The sequence below is a fragment of the Tardiphaga sp. GW821-FHT12E02 genome, assembly GCF_058807155.1.
Genome location: NZ_JBXAQK010000001.1, coordinates 2,673,096 through 2,695,885 on the forward strand (window position 1 = coordinate 2,673,096; position 22,790 = coordinate 2,695,885).

The 22,790-nt window shown below is 64.6% G+C and carries 29 protein-coding genes; 25 read left to right on the top strand and 4 right to left on the bottom strand.

Going from position 1 to position 22,790, the window contains the following annotated elements; genetic code table 11:
* The first annotated feature begins 52 nt into the window (after window positions 1-52).
* The 7 genes from AC1RQ5_RS12560 (at window position 53) to AC1RQ5_RS12590 (ending at window position 5,394) form a co-directional block, all read left to right on the top strand.
* Window positions 53-1,228 (top strand): phage portal protein, encoded by a 1,176-nt coding sequence (locus AC1RQ5_RS12560; protein ID WP_493199305.1) that lies wholly within the window; start codon window positions 53-55, stop codon window positions 1,226-1,228.
* A gap of 9 nt (window positions 1,229-1,237) precedes the next feature.
* The gene (locus tag AC1RQ5_RS12565) at window positions 1,238-1,894 is read left to right on the top strand and encodes a metallophosphoesterase (protein WP_493199307.1); all 657 of its coding nucleotides are present in this window, start codon (window positions 1,238-1,240) and stop codon (window positions 1,892-1,894) included.
* A 114-nt stretch (window positions 1,895-2,008) separates the two neighbouring features.
* Complete coding sequence (locus AC1RQ5_RS12570; RefSeq protein WP_493203403.1) at window positions 2,009-2,233, top strand: hypothetical protein; 225 nt, start codon at window positions 2,009-2,011, stop codon at window positions 2,231-2,233.
* Between the two features lie 22 nt (window positions 2,234-2,255).
* On the top strand, window positions 2,256-2,423 hold the full coding sequence (locus AC1RQ5_RS12575; RefSeq protein WP_493199309.1) for a hypothetical protein: 168 nt from the start codon (window positions 2,256-2,258) through the stop codon (window positions 2,421-2,423).
* A 259-nt stretch (window positions 2,424-2,682) separates the two neighbouring features.
* Window positions 2,683-3,339: an HK97 family phage prohead protease gene (locus tag AC1RQ5_RS12580; RefSeq protein WP_493199311.1), complete on the top strand. Its 657-nt coding sequence runs from the start codon at window positions 2,683-2,685 to the stop codon at window positions 3,337-3,339.
* 151 nt (window positions 3,340-3,490) lie between these two features.
* Window positions 3,491-3,976 carry a hypothetical protein gene (locus tag AC1RQ5_RS12585; protein WP_493199313.1) on the top strand — a complete coding sequence of 162 codons (486 nt, stop codon included), beginning with the start codon at window positions 3,491-3,493 and terminating at the stop codon, window positions 3,974-3,976.
* 164 nt (window positions 3,977-4,140) lie between these two features.
* Window positions 4,141-5,394, top strand: coding sequence for a phage major capsid protein (locus AC1RQ5_RS12590; protein WP_493199315.1), 1,254 nt, complete (start codon window positions 4,141-4,143; stop codon window positions 5,392-5,394).
* A gap of 46 nt (window positions 5,395-5,440) precedes the next feature.
* Here AC1RQ5_RS12590 and AC1RQ5_RS12595 read toward each other — a convergent pair whose 3' ends face one another.
* Window positions 5,441-5,770 carry a hypothetical protein gene (locus AC1RQ5_RS12595; RefSeq protein WP_493199317.1) on the bottom strand — a complete coding sequence of 110 codons (330 nt, stop codon included), beginning with the start codon at window positions 5,768-5,770 and terminating at the stop codon, window positions 5,441-5,443.
* Window positions 5,771-6,041: 271 nt separating this feature from the next.
* Between AC1RQ5_RS12595 and AC1RQ5_RS12600 the strand changes: the two genes are divergently transcribed.
* Both AC1RQ5_RS12600 and AC1RQ5_RS12605 read left to right on the top strand, forming a co-directional pair.
* Window positions 6,042-6,875, top strand: a complete 834-nt coding sequence (locus tag AC1RQ5_RS12600; RefSeq protein WP_493199319.1) for a hypothetical protein — start codon at window positions 6,042-6,044, stop codon at window positions 6,873-6,875.
* Entirely contained in the window at window positions 6,872-7,264 is a 393-nt protein-coding gene (locus AC1RQ5_RS12605; protein ID WP_493199321.1) for a DUF2019 domain-containing protein, read from the top strand. Before AC1RQ5_RS12600 ends, AC1RQ5_RS12605 begins: the two co-directional genes overlap by 4 nt.
* A 130-nt stretch (window positions 7,265-7,394) precedes the next feature.
* Here the strand turns inward: AC1RQ5_RS12605 and AC1RQ5_RS12610 are convergent, their stop codons facing one another.
* From AC1RQ5_RS12610 to AC1RQ5_RS12620, 3 genes are all read right to left on the bottom strand, one after another.
* Window positions 7,395-7,607, bottom strand: a complete 213-nt coding sequence (locus AC1RQ5_RS12610) for a hypothetical protein (protein WP_398479017.1) — start codon at window positions 7,605-7,607, stop codon at window positions 7,395-7,397.
* A gap of 110 nt (window positions 7,608-7,717) precedes the next feature.
* Entirely contained in the window at window positions 7,718-8,035 is a 318-nt protein-coding gene (locus tag AC1RQ5_RS12615) for a hypothetical protein (RefSeq protein WP_493199323.1), read from the bottom strand.
* A gap of 176 nt (window positions 8,036-8,211) precedes the next feature.
* Window positions 8,212-8,982, bottom strand: coding sequence for a S1 family peptidase (locus AC1RQ5_RS12620; protein WP_398479021.1), 771 nt, complete (start codon window positions 8,980-8,982; stop codon window positions 8,212-8,214).
* A 72-nt stretch (window positions 8,983-9,054) separates the two neighbouring features.
* Between AC1RQ5_RS12620 and AC1RQ5_RS12625 the strand changes: the two genes are divergently transcribed.
* The 16 genes from AC1RQ5_RS12625 (at window position 9,055) to AC1RQ5_RS12700 (ending at window position 22,790) form a co-directional block, all read left to right on the top strand.
* Entirely contained in the window at window positions 9,055-9,615 is a 561-nt protein-coding gene (locus AC1RQ5_RS12625; RefSeq protein WP_493199324.1) for a head-tail connector protein, read from the top strand.
* Window positions 9,616-9,629: 14 nt separating this feature from the next.
* Window positions 9,630-9,932 carry a head-tail adaptor protein gene (locus tag AC1RQ5_RS12630; protein ID WP_493199326.1) on the top strand — a complete coding sequence of 101 codons (303 nt, stop codon included), beginning with the start codon at window positions 9,630-9,632 and terminating at the stop codon, window positions 9,930-9,932.
* 15 nt (window positions 9,933-9,947) lie between these two features.
* On the top strand, window positions 9,948-10,358 hold the full coding sequence (locus AC1RQ5_RS12635; protein ID WP_493199327.1) for a DUF3168 domain-containing protein: 411 nt from the start codon (window positions 9,948-9,950) through the stop codon (window positions 10,356-10,358).
* 10 nt (window positions 10,359-10,368) lie between these two features.
* Window positions 10,369-10,776: a phage major tail protein, TP901-1 family gene (locus AC1RQ5_RS12640; RefSeq protein WP_493199329.1), complete on the top strand. Its 408-nt coding sequence runs from the start codon at window positions 10,369-10,371 to the stop codon at window positions 10,774-10,776.
* 10 nt (window positions 10,777-10,786) lie between these two features.
* Window positions 10,787-11,104, top strand: a complete 318-nt coding sequence (locus tag AC1RQ5_RS12645; protein ID WP_493199330.1) for a gene transfer agent family protein — start codon at window positions 10,787-10,789, stop codon at window positions 11,102-11,104.
* The gene (locus tag AC1RQ5_RS12650) at window positions 11,101-11,304 is read left to right on the top strand and encodes a rcc01693 family protein (protein WP_493199331.1); all 204 of its coding nucleotides are present in this window, start codon (window positions 11,101-11,103) and stop codon (window positions 11,302-11,304) included. The genes AC1RQ5_RS12645 and AC1RQ5_RS12650 overlap by 4 nt, the downstream gene beginning before the upstream one ends.
* Window positions 11,297-11,830 (top strand): phage tail tape measure protein, encoded by a 534-nt coding sequence (locus AC1RQ5_RS12655; RefSeq protein ID WP_493199333.1) that lies wholly within the window; start codon window positions 11,297-11,299, stop codon window positions 11,828-11,830. Before AC1RQ5_RS12650 ends, AC1RQ5_RS12655 begins: the two co-directional genes overlap by 8 nt.
* A 136-nt stretch (window positions 11,831-11,966) precedes the next feature.
* On the top strand, window positions 11,967-12,593 hold the full coding sequence (locus tag AC1RQ5_RS12660; protein WP_493199335.1) for a phage distal tail protein, Rcc01695 family: 627 nt from the start codon (window positions 11,967-11,969) through the stop codon (window positions 12,591-12,593).
* A gap of 119 nt (window positions 12,594-12,712) precedes the next feature.
* Entirely contained in the window at window positions 12,713-13,612 is a 900-nt protein-coding gene (locus tag AC1RQ5_RS12665; RefSeq protein ID WP_493203405.1) for a phage/gene transfer agent baseplate hub protein, read from the top strand.
* Window positions 13,613-13,627: 15 nt separating this feature from the next.
* Window positions 13,628-14,068 carry an NlpC/P60 family protein gene (locus tag AC1RQ5_RS12670; RefSeq protein WP_493199336.1) on the top strand — a complete coding sequence of 147 codons (441 nt, stop codon included), beginning with the start codon at window positions 13,628-13,630 and terminating at the stop codon, window positions 14,066-14,068.
* Window positions 14,068-17,910 carry a baseplate multidomain protein megatron gene (locus AC1RQ5_RS12675; RefSeq protein WP_493199338.1) on the top strand — a complete coding sequence of 1,281 codons (3,843 nt, stop codon included), beginning with the start codon at window positions 14,068-14,070 and terminating at the stop codon, window positions 17,908-17,910. The genes AC1RQ5_RS12670 and AC1RQ5_RS12675 overlap by 1 nt, the downstream gene beginning before the upstream one ends.
* Window positions 17,911-17,915: 5 nt before the next feature.
* Window positions 17,916-18,986, top strand: coding sequence for a DUF2793 domain-containing protein (locus tag AC1RQ5_RS12680; RefSeq protein ID WP_493199340.1), 1,071 nt, complete (start codon window positions 17,916-17,918; stop codon window positions 18,984-18,986).
* Window positions 18,987-19,155: 169 nt separating this feature from the next.
* Window positions 19,156-19,896 carry a glycoside hydrolase family 19 protein gene (locus tag AC1RQ5_RS12685; protein ID WP_493199341.1) on the top strand — a complete coding sequence of 247 codons (741 nt, stop codon included), beginning with the start codon at window positions 19,156-19,158 and terminating at the stop codon, window positions 19,894-19,896.
* A gap of 2 nt (window positions 19,897-19,898) precedes the next feature.
* Window positions 19,899-20,471, top strand: coding sequence for a 3TM-type holin (locus AC1RQ5_RS12690; protein ID WP_493199343.1), 573 nt, complete (start codon window positions 19,899-19,901; stop codon window positions 20,469-20,471).
* A gap of 78 nt (window positions 20,472-20,549) precedes the next feature.
* Window positions 20,550-21,221: a response regulator transcription factor gene (locus AC1RQ5_RS12695; RefSeq protein ID WP_493199345.1), complete on the top strand. Its 672-nt coding sequence runs from the start codon at window positions 20,550-20,552 to the stop codon at window positions 21,219-21,221.
* Between the two features lie 180 nt (window positions 21,222-21,401).
* Window positions 21,402-22,790, top strand: a complete 1,389-nt coding sequence (locus tag AC1RQ5_RS12700; protein WP_493199347.1) for an ATP-binding protein — start codon at window positions 21,402-21,404, stop codon at window positions 22,788-22,790.

The window sequence follows — 22,790 nt, forward strand, 5'->3', positions numbered from 1 at the left end:
CGGAGCGCCCGCTTTCGCGGGGGATGACAGTCAAAGAATATGGAACAGGCCGATGTTCGAACGCCTGAAAGCCTATCTCGCAACGCCGGAGACGAAGGCGTCGCGGACCGCGAAGCTACTCGCGTTTCAGTATGAGGGGCGGGCGCGGTGGACGTCGAAGGACTACGCCTCGCTGGCGCGCGAAGGTTACATCGCCAATGCCATCGTGCATCGCGCGGTGCGGCTGATCGCGGAGAATGCGGCGGCGTGTCGCTTCATCGTGTTCGATGGCGCCGACGAGCGCGAGGCGCATCCGCTGGCGCAGCTTTTGACGCGGCCCAATCCGCGGCAGGATGGCAGCGTGTTCTTCGAGGCGCTCTATGCGCATCTGCTGCTGGCCGGCAATGCCTATATCGAATCCGTGACGCTGGATGACCGCGTGCGCGAACTCTATGCGCTGCGGCCGGATCGCATGAAGCTGATCGCGGGCCATGATGGCTGGGCCGAGGCCTATGAGTACAATGTCAATGGCCGCAGCCTGCGCTTCGACCAGGCCGCGGCCAAGGTGCCGCCGATCCTGCATCTGACCTTCTTTCATCCGCTCGACGATCACTATGGCCTGGCCCCCATCGATGCCGCGGCGACGGCGCTCGACACGCACAATGCCTCGGCCAAATGGAACAAGGCGCTGCTCGACAATGCGGCGCGGCCATCGGGCGCGCTGGTCTATGCGGGCGCGGACAATTCGGTGCTGTCGGATGGGCAATTCGACCGGCTGAAGCGCGAGCTGGAGAACAACTACCAGGGCGCGGTGAATGCCGGCCGGCCGCTGTTGCTGGAAGGCGGGCTCGACTGGAAGCCGATGGCGCTGACACCGAAGGATATGGATTTCCTCGACGCCCGCCACACCGCCGCGCGCGAAATCGCGCTGGCCTTCGGCGTGCCGCCGATGCTGCTGGGCATTCCCGGCGATAACACCTTTGCGAATTTCGCCGAAGCCAATCGCAGCTTCTTTCGCCAGACCGTGTTGCCGCTGGCGACCCGCACCGGCAATGCGCTGGCGCAGTGGCTGGCCGGTGAATATGGCGAGGGCATGCGCGTCGAGATCGACACCGACCGCGTGGATGCGCTGGCCGGCGATCGCGTCGCGCTGTGGGACCGGGTGAACGCCGCGGCGTTCCTGACGCTGAACGAAAAGCGCGAAGCCGTGGGCTACGCGCCGGTGGAGGGCGGGGACAGGTTGGGGTAGGATCGCCACATGCCGCTCACTTACGTCATCCCCGATCTCCACGGCCGCCGCGATCTGCTGGATCTCGCGTTGGCGCGCATCGATGCGCACGCCGCCGGCGCCGCGGCGACGCTGGTGGTGCTCGGGGACTACGTTGACAAGGGGCCGGACACACGCGGCGTGATCGGGCGGCTGCGGGCAGGAATGCCGACGCCGTGGCGGACCGCAATGCTGAAGGGAAATCACGATGTGCTGATGGTGGCGGCGCTGCGCGGAGAGATCGCCATGGCGGAATGGCTGGAGCGAGGCGGCGATACCGCGCTTGCCTCTTACGGCGGTGATGCCGCCGATGTTCCGGTGCACGATATCGCCTGGCTCGACGGGCGACCGCTGTTCTACGAGGATATGCATCGGGTCTATGTGCATGCCGGCGTCGATCCCGCACGGCCCTTGCGCAAGCAGGATCCGATGGTGCTGCTGACCAAGCGCTATGCCGATGACGACGACTGCGGCCTCGGCCCCAAGCATGTGGTGCATGGCCATGATCGCCATGCCGACGGGCCGCTGCTGCTGCACAACCGCAGCAATCTCGATACCAATGCCTGGGCCACCGGGCGGCTGGTGGTCGGCGTGTTCGACGACGATGTGCCGGGTGGACCGGTGGAGCTGATCGAGATCGCGCTTTAAGCGACGATACCGCGCCGCCGCCAAGGCGGCGTCTTTTCTGACAACTGGAATACGTGTGCACGCTGCCTCTCACGGGGCCGGCGCGCTTGCGACTGAGTGCACATCATGACCGTGATCTCCGACCTGATCGACACGTTTCTCACCCGCGGCGATCTCGCGCATCTGGCGCTGTTCCTGTGGGCGTCGGTGGCGAGCCTGGCGGCGCTGTTCGCGCTGCGCGAACTGGCCGGTGCGTCGCGGCGGTTCGATGAATTCGTGCGGCAGCTCGCGCTGTTCAATCGCCGCGTCGGGCGGCGCGGGCGCAAGGCTGACGAAGAATCCCACAGCGATCGCGAATGATCGCGCTTCAAGGAGTGCGATGATGGACAGTTTGCATGACGTGCTGCGCTCGATCCGGCCGGAGACGAAGGCGGCGAAGGATCATCTGACGGTGTTCCGCGAATTCCTGGCGCATCTCGATGCGCTGCAGCGCCAGGCACCGGATGCGCATGCGCCGATGCGGCGGAAGGCCGTGCGGCGCGGGAAGTAGCGCTGTCTTTTTCCCTCCCCCAAGCGGCGAAGCCGCGCAGCGGGGAGGGTGGATCGATGCGAGCGTTCAGCGAGCATCGAGACGGGTGGGGCGTCTCCACACGTGACGTCATCTGTGGCGGCCCCACCCGACTTCGCTCTGCGAGCTTCGCCGGGGCAAGCCCTGACCCTCCCCGCTGCGCACAGCTTCGCTGTGCTGGAGGGAGGGGACACATCTGTCCGTGCCCAGCCAATTCATCGTCCAGCCCCCGAGGCCGCCCATGCTTGCGCCCGCGCTTCCACCTGCACGTCTGGCGCTGACGCCGGACGGGCTCATCGAGGGCTATGCCTCGCTGTTCGGCGCCCTCGATCAGGCGCGCGACATGGTGATGCCGGGCGCCTTCAAGCTGACGCTGCAGCAGCGCGGGCAGCGCCGCATTCCGATGCTGTTCCAGCACGATCCCTCGGAGCCGATCGGCATCTGGCTGGAGCTGCGCGAGGATTTTCGCGGACTGTGGGCGCGCGGAAAACTGATCCCCGAAGTGACGCGGGCGCGCGAGCTCTATGCGCTGCTCAAGGCCGGCGCCGTCGATGGCCTCTCGATCGGCTATCGCACTCGGCACGGCGCCATCGATCCGAAGACGCGGATTCGTCGGTTGCATCAGGTCGATCTCTGGGAGATCTCGCTGGTGACCTTCCCGCTGCTGGATGGCGCCCGCGTCGATGCGGTGAAGCAGTCGCGTCTGCGCACGGCGGCCGAGCGGGAATGGCAGCAGCTTATCGGTTCGGGTCAGATCTCTTCAGGCGATGGCGCGGACGCACCGCCGCCGCCTGCACGGCGCGGGAGGGTGGTGGCTTGCTCACTGCACTCCCGCGCCGCTCGGAAAGCGGCGCTGCGCGGCGTGAGCGCGAGTCTTGCGTTCGGAGCACAGCGATGACGTATCATGCTCATAACGGACCAGCACCTCTGCAGGCGCGCCATCTGCGACCAGACACCAGAGGGATTATCCGTTCGGATGCAGCACACGTATCGGCGCCAGCCACAATCCGCACCGAGATGTTGACTCTGTTCGTCTCCTGCGCAGACTCGTGCTGCTGCAGACAGAGCAGGGCTCCGATATGGATATCGATGCGGACGTCAGGCAACAGCGAGACTGGCAGCTTCTTCATGATGCCATCACCGGCGTCCTTGATCTGTATGGCGTGAAAGATCCTCTCAGACGAGGCGACTACTGGCTGCTCGATGAAAACTGGGGACGATACTCCCAGCAGCTTGAATTTCAGAATCTCGATCTGTTTGACAGGCTCATCCTCAATGCCCTGCAGGACCTGTTACGCCCGTTTCCCGAATGGTACATCACGATACGGGTCGACGTTGTCGGCAAGGAAGACCAGTGGCCGGGGATGGGCGTCATCATCTATCGCGACCGCATGATTGACGACCTGAACCGCGATTGTCTTCCGGCAAGATTTCGTGACCTTGTGTTCGGCGAAACGCAGGCTGCCGAAGCAGAACGGGCGGCCGAGCGCGTCAGACATTTGATGGCTCTGACGCAGCAGAAGCGACGCCGCTAACGTTCAACGCTGGTGCCCGATGCGGTCGACGCCGAAGCGCATGATCCATGCGGTGATGCGCTCGGTGCGTGACGCTTCCATTCATTCCGCAAGCGATATCGTCCGCCCGCGGCGGAGCGTTCGCGCGGCATTTTCGACGTATGTTGTTCAAACCGGAGACCATCATGAACTTCGATCTCACTGATACCGCCCCCGAACACAAGGCCGGCTTTGCCGCGCCGCGCGAAGACTTCGACGATCTGCGCCAGACCTTCGAGGACTTCAAGACGGCCAATGACGAGCGCCTGGCGCGCATCGAGCACAAGCGCGGCGATGTGCTGCTGGAGCAGAAGGTCGATCGCATCAATGCCGCGCTTGATGCGCAGCAGCGGCGGTTCGATGATATCGTGCTGCGCGGTGCGCGGCCTGGCATTGGCGGCACACGGGCGCAGCGCGACAGCGGTGCGCGCGAGCACAAGAGTGCCTTCGATGCCTATGTGCGTTCCGGCGATGTGGAGGCGCTGCGGGCGCTCGAGACCAAGGCGATGTCGGTGGGCTCCAATCCCGATGGCGGGCACTTGGTGCCGCCCGAACTTGAACGCACCATCGGCCAGCGGCTGATGGCGATCTCGCCGATCCGCAGCATCGCGTCGGTGCGTGAGATTTCGAGCAGCGTCTACAAGAAGCCGTTCATGACGGCGGGGCCGGCGACGGGCTGGGTCGGCGAGACCGATGCGCGGCCGCAGACGGCATCGCCGACGCTGGATGCGCTGTCGTTCCCGGCGATGGAGCTGTATGCGATGCCGGCCGCGACCGCGACGTTGCTCGACGACAGCGCGGTGGATCTCGACCAGTGGATCGCCTCCGAGGTCGAGCTCGTCTTCGCCATGCAGGAGGGCGCGGCGTTTGTCGGCGGCGACGGCGTCAACAAGCCGAAGGGCTTTCTGAATTACACGACGGTGGCGAATGCGTCCTGGAGCTGGGGTAATCTCGGCTATCTCGCTTCCGGTGCGGCCGGTGCCTTTGCGGCATCGAATCCGTCCGACACACTGGTCGATCTGATCTATGCGCTGAAGGCGGGCTATCGCCAGAACGGCTCCTTCGTGATGAATCGCAAGACCCAGGCGACCATCCGCAAATTCAAGGACTCGACCGGCGCCTATCTGTGGCAACCGCCGGCACAGAGCGGCGGCCGCGCCACGCTGATGACCTTTCCGGTTGTGGAGGCGGAGGACATGCCGGATGTCGCGGCGAATTCGCTGGCGGTGGCATTCGGCGACTTCCAGCGCGGCTATCTGATCGTGGACCGCGTCGGCGTGCGGGTGCTGCGCGATCCCTACAGCGCCAAGCCGTATGTGCTGTTCTACACGACCAAGCGCGTCGGCGGCGGCGTGCAGGACTTTGATGCGATCAAGCTGCTGAAGATGGCGGCAAGCTGAGGGATCGCGGTGGCGTGGGCGATGTATGTCGCTCACGCCTGGTTACTCAGCAATAGGTGAAATAGTTGCAGCCGAATTGCGGCCGGCCGATCAACAGCTCCTGCGGCGCGCCGTAGTGGCTGTAATAGTAGGACACCTGCGGCGGGCCGAAATAGCGGTGGACCTGCAAAGGTACCCCGCCTTTTGGTGCAGGTGAGTAAGAGGTGATCTTGTCCCACGCAGGGGATTGGACCTCAAGGAAACGCCCGCGACCAGAAAGTGGCGCGGGCTGTGGTGCCTTGGCGTAGCCGGGACGCGGATAACCTGAGAGATCAGCAGCGATCGCAGGCTGCGTCACGATAGCAACGATGCAGGCGAAGACGAGCGAGCGCAGCATGACGAGCTTTCCCTCTCACAGGCGTCTCCGCAAGCACGATGACGGCGTGTATGCCGCATGGTTGACAGACGGGGCTTGCGCGAGGCTGGCGCTCCGCGCGCGAGCGGCGTTCACCCGGGAGAGCTCGGGCCGCGCGATGCGGTTGATGCTCCGACGTCATATGCGGACTTGATCCGGGTCTCCACCTCGCACCTTTGCTGAAAAATGAATAGCCCGCTCGAGCCCGCCATGACGATGTTTTTTGTTTGTTGTCGCTCCCATGGAGGTGCGCATGAACGCCTGGCTGCAGCATCAGCAACTTCGGTTCATGCGTCCGGACGGGAAACGTTATTTGCGACCAGATATCGGACGCTATCTGGCAACCGAGCGGAAGTGGGAGGGGCAGCCGCGTATTGAGGCAGGTGAGCCGGATGGCGGTCAATTTACGTTCGGTGCGCAGTCTGACCTCAGCGACGAAGGCCGCGACGAATTCTCCGACAATCCAGTGAATCATCTCGAAGAGATCGTCGTCGTGGCGATCCGAGACGGGGAAGGTGGCACGGAAGGAGAGCCAGGCGAGAACTCGATCAATTCGTCGGACAATCGTCATATTGGAGATAACAGTAATAAATATCCCGAAGATGCGCCCCAGATTCCTCAAAGCATGCCACCGACTCGTGAAGCGCGTATGTCATTCGTACGCGCCGCGGCGGCTTGGCTGTTGGGGAGGTCTGCGATCGGAGCAAATGCGTTCTTCGGTTTACTGGATCAAGTCGATGAGATCGCGCGGCTCTCGCATATGATCCGAAGCGCCAATGATCCGCCTGCATCGCTCGAAGATCTCCAGCGGCGGGCGCGGATGCCGAGCGAGCCCGGCTATGAAAATCATCACATCGTCAATCAGCACAGCGGCAACCGCGCTCAATTCGGCGATCGGCGGATCGACGCGCCAGAAAATGTGGTGCGAATACCGCAGTTGAAGCATATTGAGATCAGCAGGTGGTACGCGACGAAAAATCCCAGTTTCGGTGGTCGATCGCCGCAAGAGGTCATGCGTGGTATCGGTTGGGAAGAGCAAACTCGGATTGGCCTGGAGCGACTTAGAGATTTGAAGGTGCTCAAATGAAGCGGGCGAAGATCGAAAACCTCACGACGGAAGAGCTGGTTGCGCAATTTTCCGATTTGGCGCTCGACCAGCATGAGGCTGTCGAAACGTTTCAAACGGCTCGCTACAACCGGCTTTACGACCGCATGATGCTGGTCAAAAAAGAACTCAAAGCCCGCGACGGCGATCACCGTCGTGCGCTTATTCCTTTGCTGGCATCGCCTAATATTCAGGTCCGCTTTATGGCTGCCTATGCATTATTGACTATCGTACCCGACCAGGTCCGGACAGTTTTGGAAGGCATTCGTGCATCTGGCCGATCTCCTCAATGTATCGATGCAGGCTATACTCTCGATCGCTTCGAGGAAAGTATCACGAAGTTTGTTCAGTTCGACGCCGACGGCATTTAGATCGAAGAATTGCCACGGGATTGCGCTAACAGGTGGAGGACGTACGATGGGCTGATCTGAATGATGACCATCGGCTCTTGACTCTCGTGGCGATGGGTATCACTGCACTCAACCAGTCCTAAGGGCGGCGTCACTCCCCCTTCAACACAAACTTCTTCCGCAGCTCCACCGCCACATCATCCGCCATCTTCTGCGCATAGGTCGCGTGTTTAGGCGCGGTGATGACCATCGCGCGCCAGCCGAGCACGGGGTCGGGGCGGACGGACACATAGACGCCGCCCACGACGATGCGCTGGGCGATCATCTCTTCCAGTTCGGCTTCGGTCTTTTCTTGTCGGCCCAAGTGGCTTTCCTCCCGGCGGTGAAAGCTACTTCCTCATATGGTGACGCGTTTCGGATCTGACTGTTCACAAATCGGCGAGGCGGAGGTCATTCCGCCGCAGGCTGCCGCAGTTAGCAATAGCCATACCAGCCGCAGCCATAGGGCGCGCGGCTGAAGATCGTTTCCGGCTTGGTGCCGTAATAGGAGCGATAATAATACGAATTCGGCTTGCCGTAATAGCCATGCACGATGGAGGGAATGTCCACCTCCGGGGCATAGGTGACGATCGGTTCCTCGACCGGCTTTTCCTTCTCCGCCACCACCACGCGGCGGGTCCTGGCCGCCGGTTCGGCGAACACGGCGCCAAGGCGGCTATGGCCGGCGAGATCGGCGGCGTCGGCCGTGGCGCTGCCGAGGGTGAGGAACAGGATGAAGGCGAGATTGCGCATGATTCGCAAAGGATAGCGGAGAAGCTTTCACAAAGATTAACGGGGGCTGCGTGCACCCTTTCTGTCGTGACCCGCGAAAGCGGGTAACCCAGTCGACACTCCCGTCACGGTTGAAACCTAATGGTTGTTGTTGACGGGATCGCCCTGTCGAGCGGGGCGATGACAGCCAAGGGCTGTTAAAGCCCCGCGCCCCAGGTCTTCGCCGTCTGCAAAATCCAGTCGCGATACAGCGTCAGCGGGGTCACGCCGGTGAGGCCGCCGCAGCCCGCGGTGTTTTTGGCGCCGGTGGACCACGAGATCACGCCGATCACGACGCTGCGGCCGTTCTGCTGCTGCAGCACGGGGCCGCCGCTGTCGCCGGTGCAGGCCCCTAGGCCCGGGCGCTCGTTGTTGGTGGCGGGGTCGAGCAGGCGGATCTGCAATTTGCCGGGATGGCTGGTGGAGACGAGGGCGGCCGCGCGCACCGTGCCGCCGCTCTTGCCATCGCCGCGCGCGGCGACGCCGATGCCGGCCACGGTGTAGCTCTGGCCGGCCTCGAACGGCTCGGTGGGAATGCCGAGCGGCAGCGCGGTCTTGCCGGGCAGCGGCTCGGTAAGCTGCAGCAGCGCGATATCGGCACTGGCGCGATGCGCCTTGATGCCCTGCGCATTGAATTGCGGATGATCGGCGACGCGCTTCACCGCGATCAGCTGCGGCTGACGCTGCGCATCATATTGCACGATCTTGTAGCTGGCGCCGGGCGTGACGCAATGCGCGGCGGAGAGCACCAGGGTCGGTGCGATCAGCGCGCCCGAACAGAAATTGCCGCGCGAGCCGACAATGGTGAGCACACTGCGCCCGAGCGCATCGCTGCTTGCAGGCGCGCCGCCGACCAGCGCATGCGCGGGAGATGCGAAGAGTGACAACACAAGTGTGGTGAGCGCCAGCGCGCGACCTGTCTGAATCATGGCGGGATGTCACCGCCGCGCCACCCCGATGTCAATGCACCGATTTGTCCCATCACATATGCCGAGGGCTGCATGGCCGCGATCTTGCTGACACCGCCGGTGATCGAGCCGCTGACGCTGATCGAGGCGAAGGCGTTCTTGCGCGTCGAACATGGGGATGACGATGACGTCATCGCCGCATTGATCGCGGCGGCGCGGGTTCGTGTCGAAGCGATGACACGGCGCGCGCTACTGGCGCAGAGCTGGCGCTTCGTGCTGGATGCCTGGCCGCGGGATGGGCGGTTTTCACCGCGCATCGGGCCGCTGCGGGAGCTGATGGCGGCGCGGGTGTTCGATGCCGATGGGGCGGCACGCGACATCGATGCCGAGAGTTTTGTCGTCGATGGTGCGGCGAATGTGATCGCGGCGCCGTGTTTCGCGGTGCCGGTGCCGGGGCGCGCGAGCGCAGGCATCGCGCTCGATGTGTCGTGCGGCTATGGCGCTGATACCGGCGATGTGCCGGCGGATCTGCGCCAGGCGGTGCGGCTGCTGCTGGCGCATTGGTATGACAATCGCGTGGCGACGGCGGATGGCGCGGCTGTTCCGGTCGGCGTCGGCGCATTGCTCGCGCCGTATCGGATGTTGGCGCTATGAAAAATCCGGGCCGGATGAAAACGCGTCTCGTGATCGAGGCGCCCGATGAGAGCGATGACGGGCAGGGCGGCGTGCTGCGCGGCTATCTGCCCGTGGCGACTGCCTGGGCGGCTGTCATGCCGGACAGCGTGCAGCATCACGGCGAGGCCGATGCGGATGGCGCCGTGGTGCGATTGCGCATCGTGCTGCGCAGCGGACGGGCGTTGACGCTGCGGCATCGGCTGGTGGATGGCGGGCGGATCTGTCGCATCACCGCGCTGAGCGAGAGCGCGGACCGGCGCTTCACCGAGATCCATGCGGACTATCGCATCACCTGATCGTGGGAGGGCATCATGCCTGCTGCCAATGTCGCGCTGCGCACGGCGGTCCATGCGGCGCTGAAGGCTGATACGGCGCTCGCGGCCGTGCTCGGCGGGGCGCGCGTGCATGACGAGGTGCCGCGCGATGCGGCGTTTCCTTATGTGACGCTGGGCGATGCCCGCCTCACCGATATTTCCACCGATGATGGCGACGTGCAGGAGCATCAGTTTGTGCTGCATGCGTGGTCGCGCCAGGGCGGGCACAGGGAGGCGCATGTCATTGCCGGCGCGCTGCTGCAGGCGCTTGACGATGCGCCGCTGAGCCCGGCGGGGCATCGGCTGATCAATCTGCGTTTCGCCGTGGCCGATATCCGCCGCGAGAGCGATGGCCGCACCTATCACGCCGTGGTGCGCTTTCGCGCCGTCACTGAACCGCTGAGCTAGGGAGCGCCGCATGGCTGCACAGAAGGGCAAGGATCTGCTGCTGAAGATCCATAATGGCACGACATATGTGACGGTGGCCGGGCTGCGCAGCCGCCGCATCGCGTTCAATGCGGAGCTGGTGGATATCACCCACGCCGAGTCCGTCGATCGCTGGCGCGAATTGCTGGCCGGTGCCGGCGTGCGGCGCGCCTCGCTGTCCGGGCGCGGATTGTTCAAGGATGGCGCGTCGGATGCGCTGGTGCGGCAGCAGTTCTTCGACGGCACCATCAATAACTGCCAGATCGCGGTGCCGGATTTCGGCACCATCACCGGCCTGTTCCAGATCGCCAGCCTGGAATTCGCCGGCGAGCATAATGGCGAGGTGACGTTCGACATCGCGCTGGAATCCGCGGGGCCGCTGAGTTTTGCGGCGGCGTGAGGAGCGGGTGATGGCGAACCGGTATCGCGGAGAGATTGCTGCGGAGCTGGGCGGGCGCAGCCGCACGCTGGTGCTGACGCTCGGCGCGCTGGCGGAACTGGAAGCGGCCTTCGGTGCGAGCGATCTTGTTGCGCTGGCTGAGCGCTTTGGCAGCGGGAGGCTCTCTGCGCGGGATCTCGTCGTGATCATCGGTGCCGGGCTGCGCGGTGCTGGCGAAGCCGTGAGCAATGACGAGGTGGCTGCGATGACGGCCGGCGGTGGCGCTGCGGGCTTCGTGGCCATCGCGGCCGAACTGATCACCGCGACGTTCGGCGAGGATACGCGATGAAGCCGTTTCCGTGGGAGGCGGCGATGCAGGTTGGCTTCGGTGTGCTCAGGCTGTCGCCGGATGCGTTCTGGCGGATGACGCCGCGCGAGTTGGCAGCCGCAATGGTGGTGTTGCGCGGAGGCATGCCGGAAGCAATCGGCCGGGCGCGCTTGACCGAGATGATGCAGCTGTTTCCCGATCGTGAGGGTGATCATGAGTGAGACATACGATCTCAATACAGCGGCCGAGAGCGTCGACGGGCTCAAGGCGAAGACGGTCGGCCTCACCACGGCGGCGGCGAATTTTTCGAAGACGATGACGCAGGCGTTCTCGTCGTCGAGCGCGAGCGGGCAGGCATTCGAAGGTGTGCTGAAATCACTGGCGACGAAGCTGATGTCGCTGGGATCAACGCCGACCACCGGCATCGCCAACGGGTTGCAAAGCATCGTGTCGGGGCTGACGGGCAGCATGAACAACGTCAAGGCCTTTGCGGCCGGGGGCATCATCGGCACGCCGAGTTATTTTCCGATGGCGGGCGGCACGGGGCTTGCGGGCGAGGCCGGGCCCGAGGCGATCATGCCGCTGCAGCGTGCTGCCGATGGCAGTCTCGGCGTTGCTGCGCAAGGCGGGGGCAATGTGATCCATGTGCAGATCGCGACGCCCGATGCCGAGAGCTTTCGCCGGTCGGAGAGCTACGTGACCGGCCAGATCGCGCGGGCAGTGGCGCGTGGGCAACGGAGTCTGTAGGGCGCCGTCCCTCATGGTGAGGAGGCGCGAAGCGCCGTCTCGAACCATGAGCTGGCTTGGCTCCGAGTTTGTCGCCATCCTTCGAGACGCGGCCGGTGGCCGCTCCTCAGGATGAGGGAGAGTATGGGGAGCGAGGATGAGCGGCTTTCACGAGGTGCTGTTTCCGCTCGACATCGCGCTGAAGAGTGCGGGCGGGCCGGAGCGGCGGACGGAGATCGTGTCGTTCGGCTCGGGCCGCGAGGAGCGCAATGCACGCTGGGCGCATTCGCGGCGGCGTTTCGACGCCGGCTATGGCGTCAAGACGCTCGATGCGCTGCGCAGCGCCATCGCATTTTTCGAGGAACGGCGGGGGCGCCTCTATGGCTTTCGCTGGCGTGACCGGCTGGATCAGACATCGGGCCTGTCGGGCATCTCGCCGCTCGATCAGGGCATCGGCGCGGGCGACGGTGCGCGGCATGTGTTTCAACTGACGAAAACCTATGGCGGCAGTTTTGCGCCTTATCAGCGCGTGATCGACAAGCCGGTCGATGGCAGCGTGCGGGTGGCCGTGAATGGCAGCGAATTGCTGCCGACGGCCTTCGCCTGTGATGCGACGACGGGGCTGGTGACGCTTGTCTCGGCGCCGGTCGCGGGTGCTGCGATCACCGCCGGGTTTCGTTTCGATGTGCCGGTGCGGTTCGATACGGATTATCTCGAGGTCGATCTGTCGGCCTTCGCAGCGGGAGCGATCCCGAAAATCCCCGTGGTGGAGATACGGCCGTAGGATGGGTTGAGCGCAGCGAAAACCCATCATTCAAACCACGCTGCAGGCTCGGCCGATGGGTTATCGCTCCGGCGCTTCGCGCCTGCGCTCAACCCATCCTACGAAGAGAGTGCATGATCATGCGTGTCATCCCAGCCGCCTTGCAGGCCAGACTCGATTCCGGCGTCACCACGCTGGCACAGGCCTGGAAGCTGACGCGGCGCGATGGCGTGACGGCGGGCTTCACGGATCACGATCGCGATCTCGTTTTCGATGGCGTCACGTTTCGCGCCGGCACCGGTTTTGCTGCATCGGAAGCGACGGGGCGGTTCGATCTGTCGGTGGAGGGCGGCGACATCGCCGGTGCGCTGGATGGCGATGGGCTCAGCGAGGCCGATCTTGCCGCGGGAAAATATGATGCGGCGGAGATCGAGACCTGGCTGGTAGACTGGAGCGATCTATCGCTGCGTGTCCTGACCGCGCGCGGACGGCTCGGCGAGGTCAAGCGCGAAGGCATCGCCTTCATCGCGGAAATCCGCGGGCTCGCCGATCTGCTGTCGCAGGAGAGCGGACGTCTCTATACGGCGAAGTGCAATGCCGATCTCGGTGACGGTCGGTGCCGTGTCAATCTCGGTGATCCCGCACGGCGCGGCAATGGTGTGGTCGGCGAGTTGCTGGGCACATCGATTTTCCTGGCGGGCGGTCTTGTCGGCTTTGCTGATGGCTTCTTCACTGCGGGACGGTTGAGCTGGAGCAGTGGTACCAATGCAGGATTATCCATCGAGGTGAAGCAGCATCGCGCCGATGATGGCGAGGTGGTGCTGTCGCTGTGGCAGGCGATGCCGGAGCCGATCGCGGCCGGCGATACATTTTCGGTCACGGCCGGCTGTGACAAGACGCTGGCGACCTGCCGTGACCGCTTTGCTAATAGCGAGAATTTTCGCGGCTTTCCGCATATCCCCGGCAACGACTTCATCATGAGCTATCCGCTGCCGGGCACGCTGTCCGAGAACAGCGGTGCATCCCTGTTCGGCGTGTGATCGGGAAACACGATCATGACATCCCTATCGACCCGCGCAGCCATCGTGGCCGAGGCGCGCAGCTGGATCGGTACGCCGTACCGGCATCAAGCCTCGCTGAAAGGTGTCGGCTGCGATTGCCTTGGATTGGTGCGCGGTGTGTGGCGACATTGTATCGGTGCCGAGCCCGAAGTGCCGCCGCCTTATGCGCCGGACTGGGCGGAGGCACGGGGTGAGGAGGCACTGGCGCTCGCGGCATGTCGGCATCTGGTCGCCGTAAAGGCGGATGAGCTCGATGCCGGCGATGTTTTGCTGTTCCGATGGCGCAGCGGCTGCGTTGCCAAGCATGCTGCGATCGCGAGTGGCTTGGGAACGATGATCCACGCTCATGACGGCGCGGCCGTCTGCGAAGTCGCATTGGCGCCGTGGTGGCGACGGCGGCTGGCATTTGCGTTTCGGTTTCCGGGAGCGACCTGATGTCCACGCTCGTTCTCTCCACCGCCGGTGCCGCCATCGGCGGGCTGTTCGGGCCGGTGGGCTCGATCGTTGGGCAGATCGCCGGAGCGGCGCTCGGCGGATTCGTCGATAATGCGCTGTTCGGCAACGGCAGTGCGGGGAAGGAGGGGCCGAGGCTTGGCAGTCTCGATGTGATGTCGTCCAGCGAAGGGGCGCCAATTCCGCGCGTCTATGGGCGTGCCCGACTTGCGGGGCAGGTGATCTGGGCGACGCAACTCGAGGAAGTTGCCGGAACTGACGAAGGCAGTGGCGGCAAGGGATTTGGCGGAGCGAGTGACAGCCCCGCGACCTATAGCTATTTCGCCAATTTCGCCGTCGGCCTGTGCGATGGTGTCATCGGCCGGGTGGCGCGGGTGTGGGCGGATGGCAAGCCGCTCGATCTCGATGGCATCAATTTTCGCGTCTATCGCGGCAGTGAAGATCAGGCGCCCGATGCGTTGATCGTCGCCAAGGAAGGCGCAGGCAATGCGCCAGGCTATCGCGGGCTGGCCTATGTCGTGTTCGAACGCCTGCCGCTGGTGAATTTCGGCAACCGGATTCCGCAGCTGTCATTCGAGGTCATCCGGCCCATCGGTCTGCTGGAAAACATGACGCGGGCGGTGACGCTGATCCCTGGTACGACGGAATTCGGCTATGAGCCATCGCCGGTGGTGCAGGTGGTGGGGCCGGGACAGGCCGCGCCGGAGAACCGGCATATCGCGTCGGCGCGCAGCGACGTGGTGGCGGCACTGGATGATCTGCAGGGCATGTGTCCGCATCTGGAACGCGTGGCCGTCGTGGTCGCCTGGTTCGGCTCGGACCTGCGCGCCGGGCATTGCGCGATCAGGCCAGGTGTGGATAGCGCAGGGAAGGCGACCGATCCGCTGCTGTGGTCGGTGCAGGGCGTGGCGCGGGATTTCGCCTATGTCGTCTCCCAGGCGGATGGCCGTCCGGCCTTTGGCGGCACGCCGTCCGATGACAGCGTGCTGCATCTGATCGCGGAGCTGAAGGCGCGTGGATTGAAGGTCACGTTCTATCCGTTCGTGATGATGGATATTCCCGCCGGCAATGCGCTGCCCGATCCATGGAGTGGTGCAGCTGCGCAACCAGCCTATCCATGGCGCGGGCGGATCACCTGTGATCCCGCGCCGGGCGTTGCAGGTTCGCCGCAGGGGACGAGCACGGCTGGCGCCCAGGTCGATGCGTTCTTCGCCGGTGGCGTGTGGAATTATCGCCGCATGGTGCTGCATTACGCGCAGCTGGTGACGCTGGCAGGCGGTGTCGACGCATTTTTGATCGGCTCGGAATTGCGCGGGCTGACGCGCGTGCGCTCGGGCCCCGGTGTGTATCCCGCAGCGGCGCAGCTGGTCGCGCTGGCGAGTGACGTGAAGGCGATCGTCGGCGGTGGCACGGTGGTGACCTATGGCGCCGACTGGACGGAATATGGCGCCGATGTCGTGGCGCCGGATGGATCGGAGGTGCGCTTTCCGCTCGATCCGCTATGGGCATCGCCGGCCATCGATGCGGTGGGGATCGATTACTACGCGCCGCTGTCGGACTGGCGCGATGGCGCGTTGCATCTGGATCGTGACAAGGCGGAATCGATTTACGATCGCGCCTATCTGCGCAGCAATGTCGCCGGTGGCGAGGCCTATGACTGGTTCTATCCGGACGATGCTGCGCGTGATGCGCAGGCGCGCAATACGATCAGCGACGGGCTCGGTAAGCCGTGGATGTTTCGCCTGAAGGATCTGTCGGGCTGGTGGTCGAATCCTCATTTCGAGCGCGTCGGCGGCGTCGAGATCGGCGCCACCGGCTGGGTGCCGCAAGGCAAGCCGATCTGGCTGACGGAGGTCGGCTGTCCGGCCGTGGACAAGGGCGCCAATCAGCCCAGCGTCTTTCCCGATCCGAAATCATCGGAAAACTTTGCGCCGTATTTTTCAAGCGGTGCGCGCGACGACCTGATGCAACGGCGTTATCTCGAGGCGTTGCTGTCGGCCTTCGATCCCGCTCATGGCGGCAGCGATGCGCTCAATCCGGTGTCGCCGCTCTATGGCGGGCGGATGATCGACGTCTCTGCGATCCATCTCTGGACCTGGGACGCGAGGCCCTATCCGGTGTTTCCCGCAGCGGAGGATGTCTGGAGCGATGGTACCAACTGGCATAGCGGGCATTGGCTGAACGGCCGTCTCGGCGGCGCGCCACTGGATGCGCTGTTGGAGCGACTGGCGAGCGACAGCGGTGTGAGCGGCATCGATGCGTCCAGGCTGCGCGGCGGGTGCGACGGCTATGTGGTGGATCGGCCGATGACGCCGCGGGCGATGATCGAACCGCTGGCCGTCGCCTATGCCTTCAATGCGACGGCGGCGGATGGCGTGCTGCGCTTCATCCCGCGCGGCGGCGAGGTGTTGGCGGAGTTTTCCGAGGATGATCTGGTCGCGCCCGAACAGGGAGCGCTGGCGCAGGTGGTGCGCGCGCAGGAGACGGAATTGCCACGCCAGGTCGGCATCGGATTCTCCGATGCGCTGGCGGATTATCGCCGCGGGGCCGTGACCTCGCGAAAGCTGGTCGGCGGCGCCAATCGTCTGCTGCAGGCCGATCTCGCTGTGGTCACCAGCGATGCGGCGGCGACGCAGCGTGCGGATGTGTGGCTGCAGGATCTGTGGGCCGGGCGCGAGCGCGCGGAATTTTCACTCGGCAGGGCGCAGCTCATGCTGACGCCCGGCGATGTGGTGGCGCTGACGCTGAACGGGCGGCGGCGATTGTTCGAGATCGACGGGCTTGTCGATGCAGAGGCGCGGCGGGTGACGGCGCGCAGCATCGATCCCGATCTCTTCGATGTGCCGCTATTGGCTGCGACCATCAAGGCGCCGGCACGGCCACCGGCGCTAGGGCCGGTGCAGGTGGTGGTGCTGAATCTGCCTGTGATCGACAATAGCAATGCCGACGTGCTGACGCGGCTCGCCGTGTTCGCCAATCCGTGGCCGGGCGGCGTGACGGTCTGGCATTCGAAGGACGGGGCGAGTTTCCAGGTTGCGGCGCAGGCGGTGATGCCGGCCGTGATCGGCGAGACGCTCGATCCGTTGCCGGCGGGGCCGGTGGCGCGCTGGGACCATGCATCATCACTGCGCGTGCGGCTCTATGGCGGCGTGCTCAATGCGCTCTCCGATGCGCGGGTGCTCGGCGGCGGCAATGCAGCGGCGGTGCAGAATGGCGAGGGACGATGGGAGATCTTCCAGTTCGCGCAGGCCGAACTGGTGGATGAGCGGACCTATCGCCTGTCGCGCCTGCTGCGCGGGCAGGGCGGCAGCGAACAGGCCATGGCGGCCATGCTGCCGATCGGCGCCCGTTTCGTCCTGCTCGATGCCAGCCTCGTTCCCATCGCCCGCGGACTGGATGCATTGGACCGGCCGTTGTCGTTGCGGCTCGTCGGTCGCGGGCGCAGTACCGACGATGCGAGTGCCGTGGCGCTGACGGTGGTGCCGGACCGCACCGCATTGCTGCCGCTGGCGCCGGTGCATGTGAAAGCCGTGCGCAAGACCGATGGCGTGCATGTGAGCTGGATCCGCCGCACGCGAATCGATGGCGATGGCTGGGCCGCGGAAGTGCCGCTCGGCGAGGATGGCGAGGCGTATCGGCTCGACATTGTTGCGGGCAGCGAGGTGACGCGCAGCATCGCCTGCGCCGTGCCACTGGCTCTGTATGCGGCAGCGGATGAGCTCTCTGATTTCGGCGGGCTGCAGTCGAGCCTGCATCTGCGCATCGCGCAGCTCTCCGGCACGGTCGGGACCGGGCTGTTTACCGACGTCACACTGGCGGTTTGATTATCATGAGCGACACCCCCAATCTCGGACTGCCCTATATCGATGGCGGGCAGGCGCAGAAACACGTCACGCACAACGAGGCGCTGCGCATGCTCGATGCCGCGATCCAGATCGCGGTACTGGACAGGACGCGGACGGTGCCGCCAGCGACGCCGGGTGAGGGTCAGCGGCACGTGGTGGCGGCCGATGCCGGCGGCGCATGGAGCAGTCATGGCCAGGCGATTGCGAGCTGGCAGGATGGCGCCTGGGCGTTTCTCGTACCGAAAGCCGGCTGGTGCATCTGGTCGGTGGCTGATGATGCCATGCTGGTGTTCGACGGCGCCACATGGCGTGACCTGCGCAATCTTGCGCTTGATGATGCCGCGCATCTCGGTGTCAATACGGCGGCCGACGCCACCAACCGGCTTAGCGTAAAATCCGATGCGGTGCTGCTGTCCCATGACGATGTGACACCCGGCAGCGGCGATCTACGGATGGTGCTGAACAAGGCGCTGGCGGCGAGGGATGCCGCGCTTGTCTTCCAGACCGGATTTTCCGCGCGCGCTCTGTTGGGGCTGCTCGGCGATGACAATCTTGCCATCAAGGTCTCGGCCGATGGCGCGGTGTTTCGCCCGGCGCTGGTGATCGACCGGAGCAATGGACAGGCCAGTCTCGCGCAGTCACCGAAATTCTCTGCCTATATGAATTTCGACAAATATTGCGCGGCAAATACGCCGACGAAGGTGCAGTTCAACAACGGGCGGCACAACGATTTCAGCGCGTTCGATGCCGCGAACAATCAGTTCGTGGCGCCGGCGGCGGGATACTATGCGATCGGCTACCGCGTGTTGTTCAAGGCCAATGCAGCGCTGCCGGCCTCGATGATGGCGACGCTGTACAAGAACGGGGTCGAGCTGATCGACGATGCGCGCATGCAGACAGCGTCGGCGCTGGTCAGCAACAAGACCTCGCTGAGCGCCGATGCCGTGCTGAAGCTCGCGGCCGGAGACACCATTACGGTCTGGGCCGTTCTGGAAGCCAATGACGGCTACATCGCCGCTGCCCAGAACAGCTTTTACGGCTATCGCATTCCCTAAAGCGGAATGCCATGCCGATCTCCGTCCCTCATGGTGAGGAGCGCGCATCTCGAACCATGAGCTGCAATGCTCCGTCGCCATCCTTCGAGACGCGCGCGATGCGCGCTCCTCAGGATGAGGACGGAGTGTGTGGTCGCCTTGCGATTCATGTTCACAAGAGAACAGCACCATGCAACTCGATGAAGCCACCTTGCGGCGCCTGTGGCCGCAGGGCGATAGCCGCGTGCCCGGACTGATCGGCGGCATCGCCCGTTCTTCGCAAGACGTGTTCGCACGCTACGGCATCACCACGCCAAACCTCGTTGCGCATGCGATGGCTCAGATCAGCCACGAATGCGGGGCCGGGCGCAATGTCGTGGAGAACATGAACTACACGGCGTCGCGCATGATGCAGGTATGGCCATCGCGCTTTCCGATATTGGCGAGCGCGCAGCCTTATGCCGGCAATCCGCAGGCGCTGGCCAACAAGGTCTATAACGGCCGCATGGGCAATCGCGCGGGTTCCGACGATGGCTGGAATTTTCGCGGCCGCGGCGGCGCGCAGACGACGGGGCGCGAGGGCTATCAACGGGTGAAGACCGCGACCGGGCTGGATGTGATCGCGCAACCGGAGCTGCTGGTCGATCCCGCGCATTTTTTGAACTGCGCGGTGTCGGACTTCATCAATTGCGGCTGCCTGCCATTTGCCAAAGCCGATGATGTAGTCGGTGTCACGCGGCGGTTGAATGGCGGCACCATCGGTCTCGCGGAGCGCAAGGTCTGGCTGGCGAAATGGAAGCGCGAACTGACGACCGCCGCAACGAAGCCGGTGATCGCATCGCCGCCGCTCGCGCCAGACCCGCAGGCCGCAAAACCATCCACCGTCGCATCGATCATTGCCGCTGTTCTCGCGGCATTCCGGAGGGCGTGATCATGGAATGGGGCGATCTTGCAAAGCAGGTGATCTCGCTGGGGGCGCCGATGCTCGGGACGGCGCTGGGCGGGCCGTTTGGCGGCATTGCCGGGGAAATTCTCGCCAAGACCATCGGTGCGGCGACATCGACGCCGGCGAGCGTGCAGGCGGCGCTGCCTGCGGCCGATCCCAACAAGCTCGCGGAAGCCGAAGCGCGCTGGGCGGAGATGATCCGCGCCGAGGCGGAAACCCAGCGCGTTGCGATCGCCGAAACCCAGGCGACCATCCGCGCCGAACTCACCAGCGAGGACGCGCTGCAGCGCTGGTGGCGGCCGGCTTACGCGCTGGAATTGACGGTGGAGTGCGGGGCGCTGTGGGCGGTGCTGATGCATGAATTCTGGACCGGGGACATCCAGACCATCAATGCGCTGGTCAATGCCACCGCGCTGCTGGTGGCCTATTGGGGGTTCCGGTTCGGCGTGCTAGGCGTCTATATCAGCGGCCGCACCCGCGAAAAGGTCAGCGCGGTCACCGGGCAGGATGTGCCCGGGATGATCGAAAAGCTGGTCAAGGCGGTCGTGAAGAAAAAGTAATATCGGCAAGCGCCGGTATTCATTTGGCGTTCACCCGCCGGGGGCTCCACTCGGGCGCGTGAATGTGGAGAACGAAACGTGCGTCTGCTCGTCGTCGAAGATGATCCCGATCTGAACCGCCAGCTCACCACGGCGCTGACCGATGCCGGCTATGTCGTCGATCGCGCCTTCGATGGCGAGGAGGGGCATTTCCTTGGCGACAGCGAGCCCTACGACGCCGTGTTGTTGGATATCGGGCTGCCGAAGATGGACGGCATCTCGGTGCTGGAAGCCTGGCGTCGCAATCACCGCGTGATGCCGGTGCTGATCCTCACCGCGCGGGATCGCTGGAGCGACAAGGTGCAGGGCTTCGACGCCGGCGCCGATGATTACGTGGCAAAGCCGTTCCATCTCGAGGAAGTCCTGGCGCGCATCCGTGCGCTGCTGCGGCGCTCGACCGGCCATGCACAGTCGGAACTGAGCTGCGGGCCTGTGGTGCTGGATACGCGCACGGGTCGCGTCAGCGTCTCCGGCAATCCGATCAAGATGACGTCGCATGAGTATCGGCTGCTGTCCTATCTGATGCATCACACCGGCCGCGTGATTTCGCGCACCGAACTGGTCGAGCATCTCTACGACCAGGATTTCGATCGCGACTCCAACACGATCGAGGTGTTCGTCGGCCGCATCCGCAAGAAGCTCGGCGTGGATATCATCCAGACCGTCCGCGGGCTTGGCTATCTCCTGACGCCGCCACAGGCCGGCACGTGATGATGGCCTGCGGACATGCGCGCAAAGCTCAGCCCTCATGGTGAGGAGGCGCGCAGCGCCGTCTCGAACCATGAGATGGCTTGGCTCCGCGTATGCGGACATCCTTCGAGACGCGCTTCGCGCTCCTCAGGATGAGGGAAGGGTCAGGGCTGCTTGTGCTCCATGCTGGCGGAGCGTCGCATGACCCGCACCAATTCGCTCGCCACCCGCCTGTTTCTCACGGCGACGGCCTGGGTGGTGGTGATTCTCGTCGTCACCGCCTTTGTCCTGTCCTCGGTCTATCGCGGCGCCACCGAGCGCGCTTTCGATCGCCGGCTCAATCTCTACCTGCGCACGCTGGTCGCCGAAGTGGCATCGCCGCCCGAGCCCGGCGAACAGCAATCGCCGTCGCTGGGCGAGCCGCTGTTCGAATTGCCGTTGTCGGGCTGGTATTGGGAAATCGCGCCCACCGATGGCGAGAAGACCGAGATCCGCGCCTCGCGCTCGCTATGGGACAAGAAGCTGCCCAAGCTGGAGGACCAGGGTGCCGAGCTGACCACGTCCGGCGTCCGACTCGGCTATGTGGATGGGCCCGAGGGGCAGCATCTGCGCATGGTGGAGCGGCCGGTCGATCTCGGCGCCGACGGCAAATTCCGGATCAGCGTGGCCGGGGACGCGACGGAAATTACCGAAGAAACCCGCGCCTTCGATTACTATCTCGGCGGCACCTTTGCGGCGCTGTCCATCGTGCTGGCGCTGACCACGCTGTTCCAGGTCCGCTTCGGCCTCGTCCCGCTAAAGCGGCTCTCCCAGGCCATTTCCGATATCCGCTCCGGCCAGGCCGAGCGACTGGAGGGCACCTATCCCGTCGAGCTCGCGCCGCTGGCGCGCGAGATGAATGCGCTGCTCGATGCCAACCGCGCCATTGTCGAGCGCGCGCGCACCCATGTGGGCAATCTCGCCCATGCCATCAAGACGCCGCTGTCGGTGATCGTCAACGAAGCCGGTGCCGTGCGTGCGAATGGCAATACGGATGATCCACTGGCGGCGAAGGTGCTTGAGCAGGCCGATGTGATGCGCGACCAGGTCACCCATCATCTCGAACGCGCGCGGATCGCGGCACGGGTCACCATCATCGGCACCGTCACCGACGTGACGCCCGCGCTGGAGGCGTTGTGCCGGACCATGGAGAAGATTCATCGCAACTGCGATATCGACCTGAAGGCCGATGCGAGGGCGAAATTCCGTGGCGAGAAGCAGGACCTCGAGGAGATGGTCGGCAATCTCGTCGACAATGCCTGCAAATGGGCCGAGCATCACGTCACGATCGCCGTCGAAGTGGAGCGTGTGGGGGCCGGAGATCCCTCGCCGAAGCTGCGTATCGTGGTGGATGACGATGGCCGGGGATTATCCGATGACGAACGCGCCCGCGTCGCCCGCCGCGGCCAGCGGCTGGATGAGACCAAGCCGGGCTCCGGCCTCGGCCTGTCCATCGTGGTCGATCTCGCCGCGCTCTATGGCGGTAGCCTGACCCTGGGTCAGGCACCGGTCGGCGGGCTCCGGGCCGAGTTGGTGCTGCCGGGGGTGTAG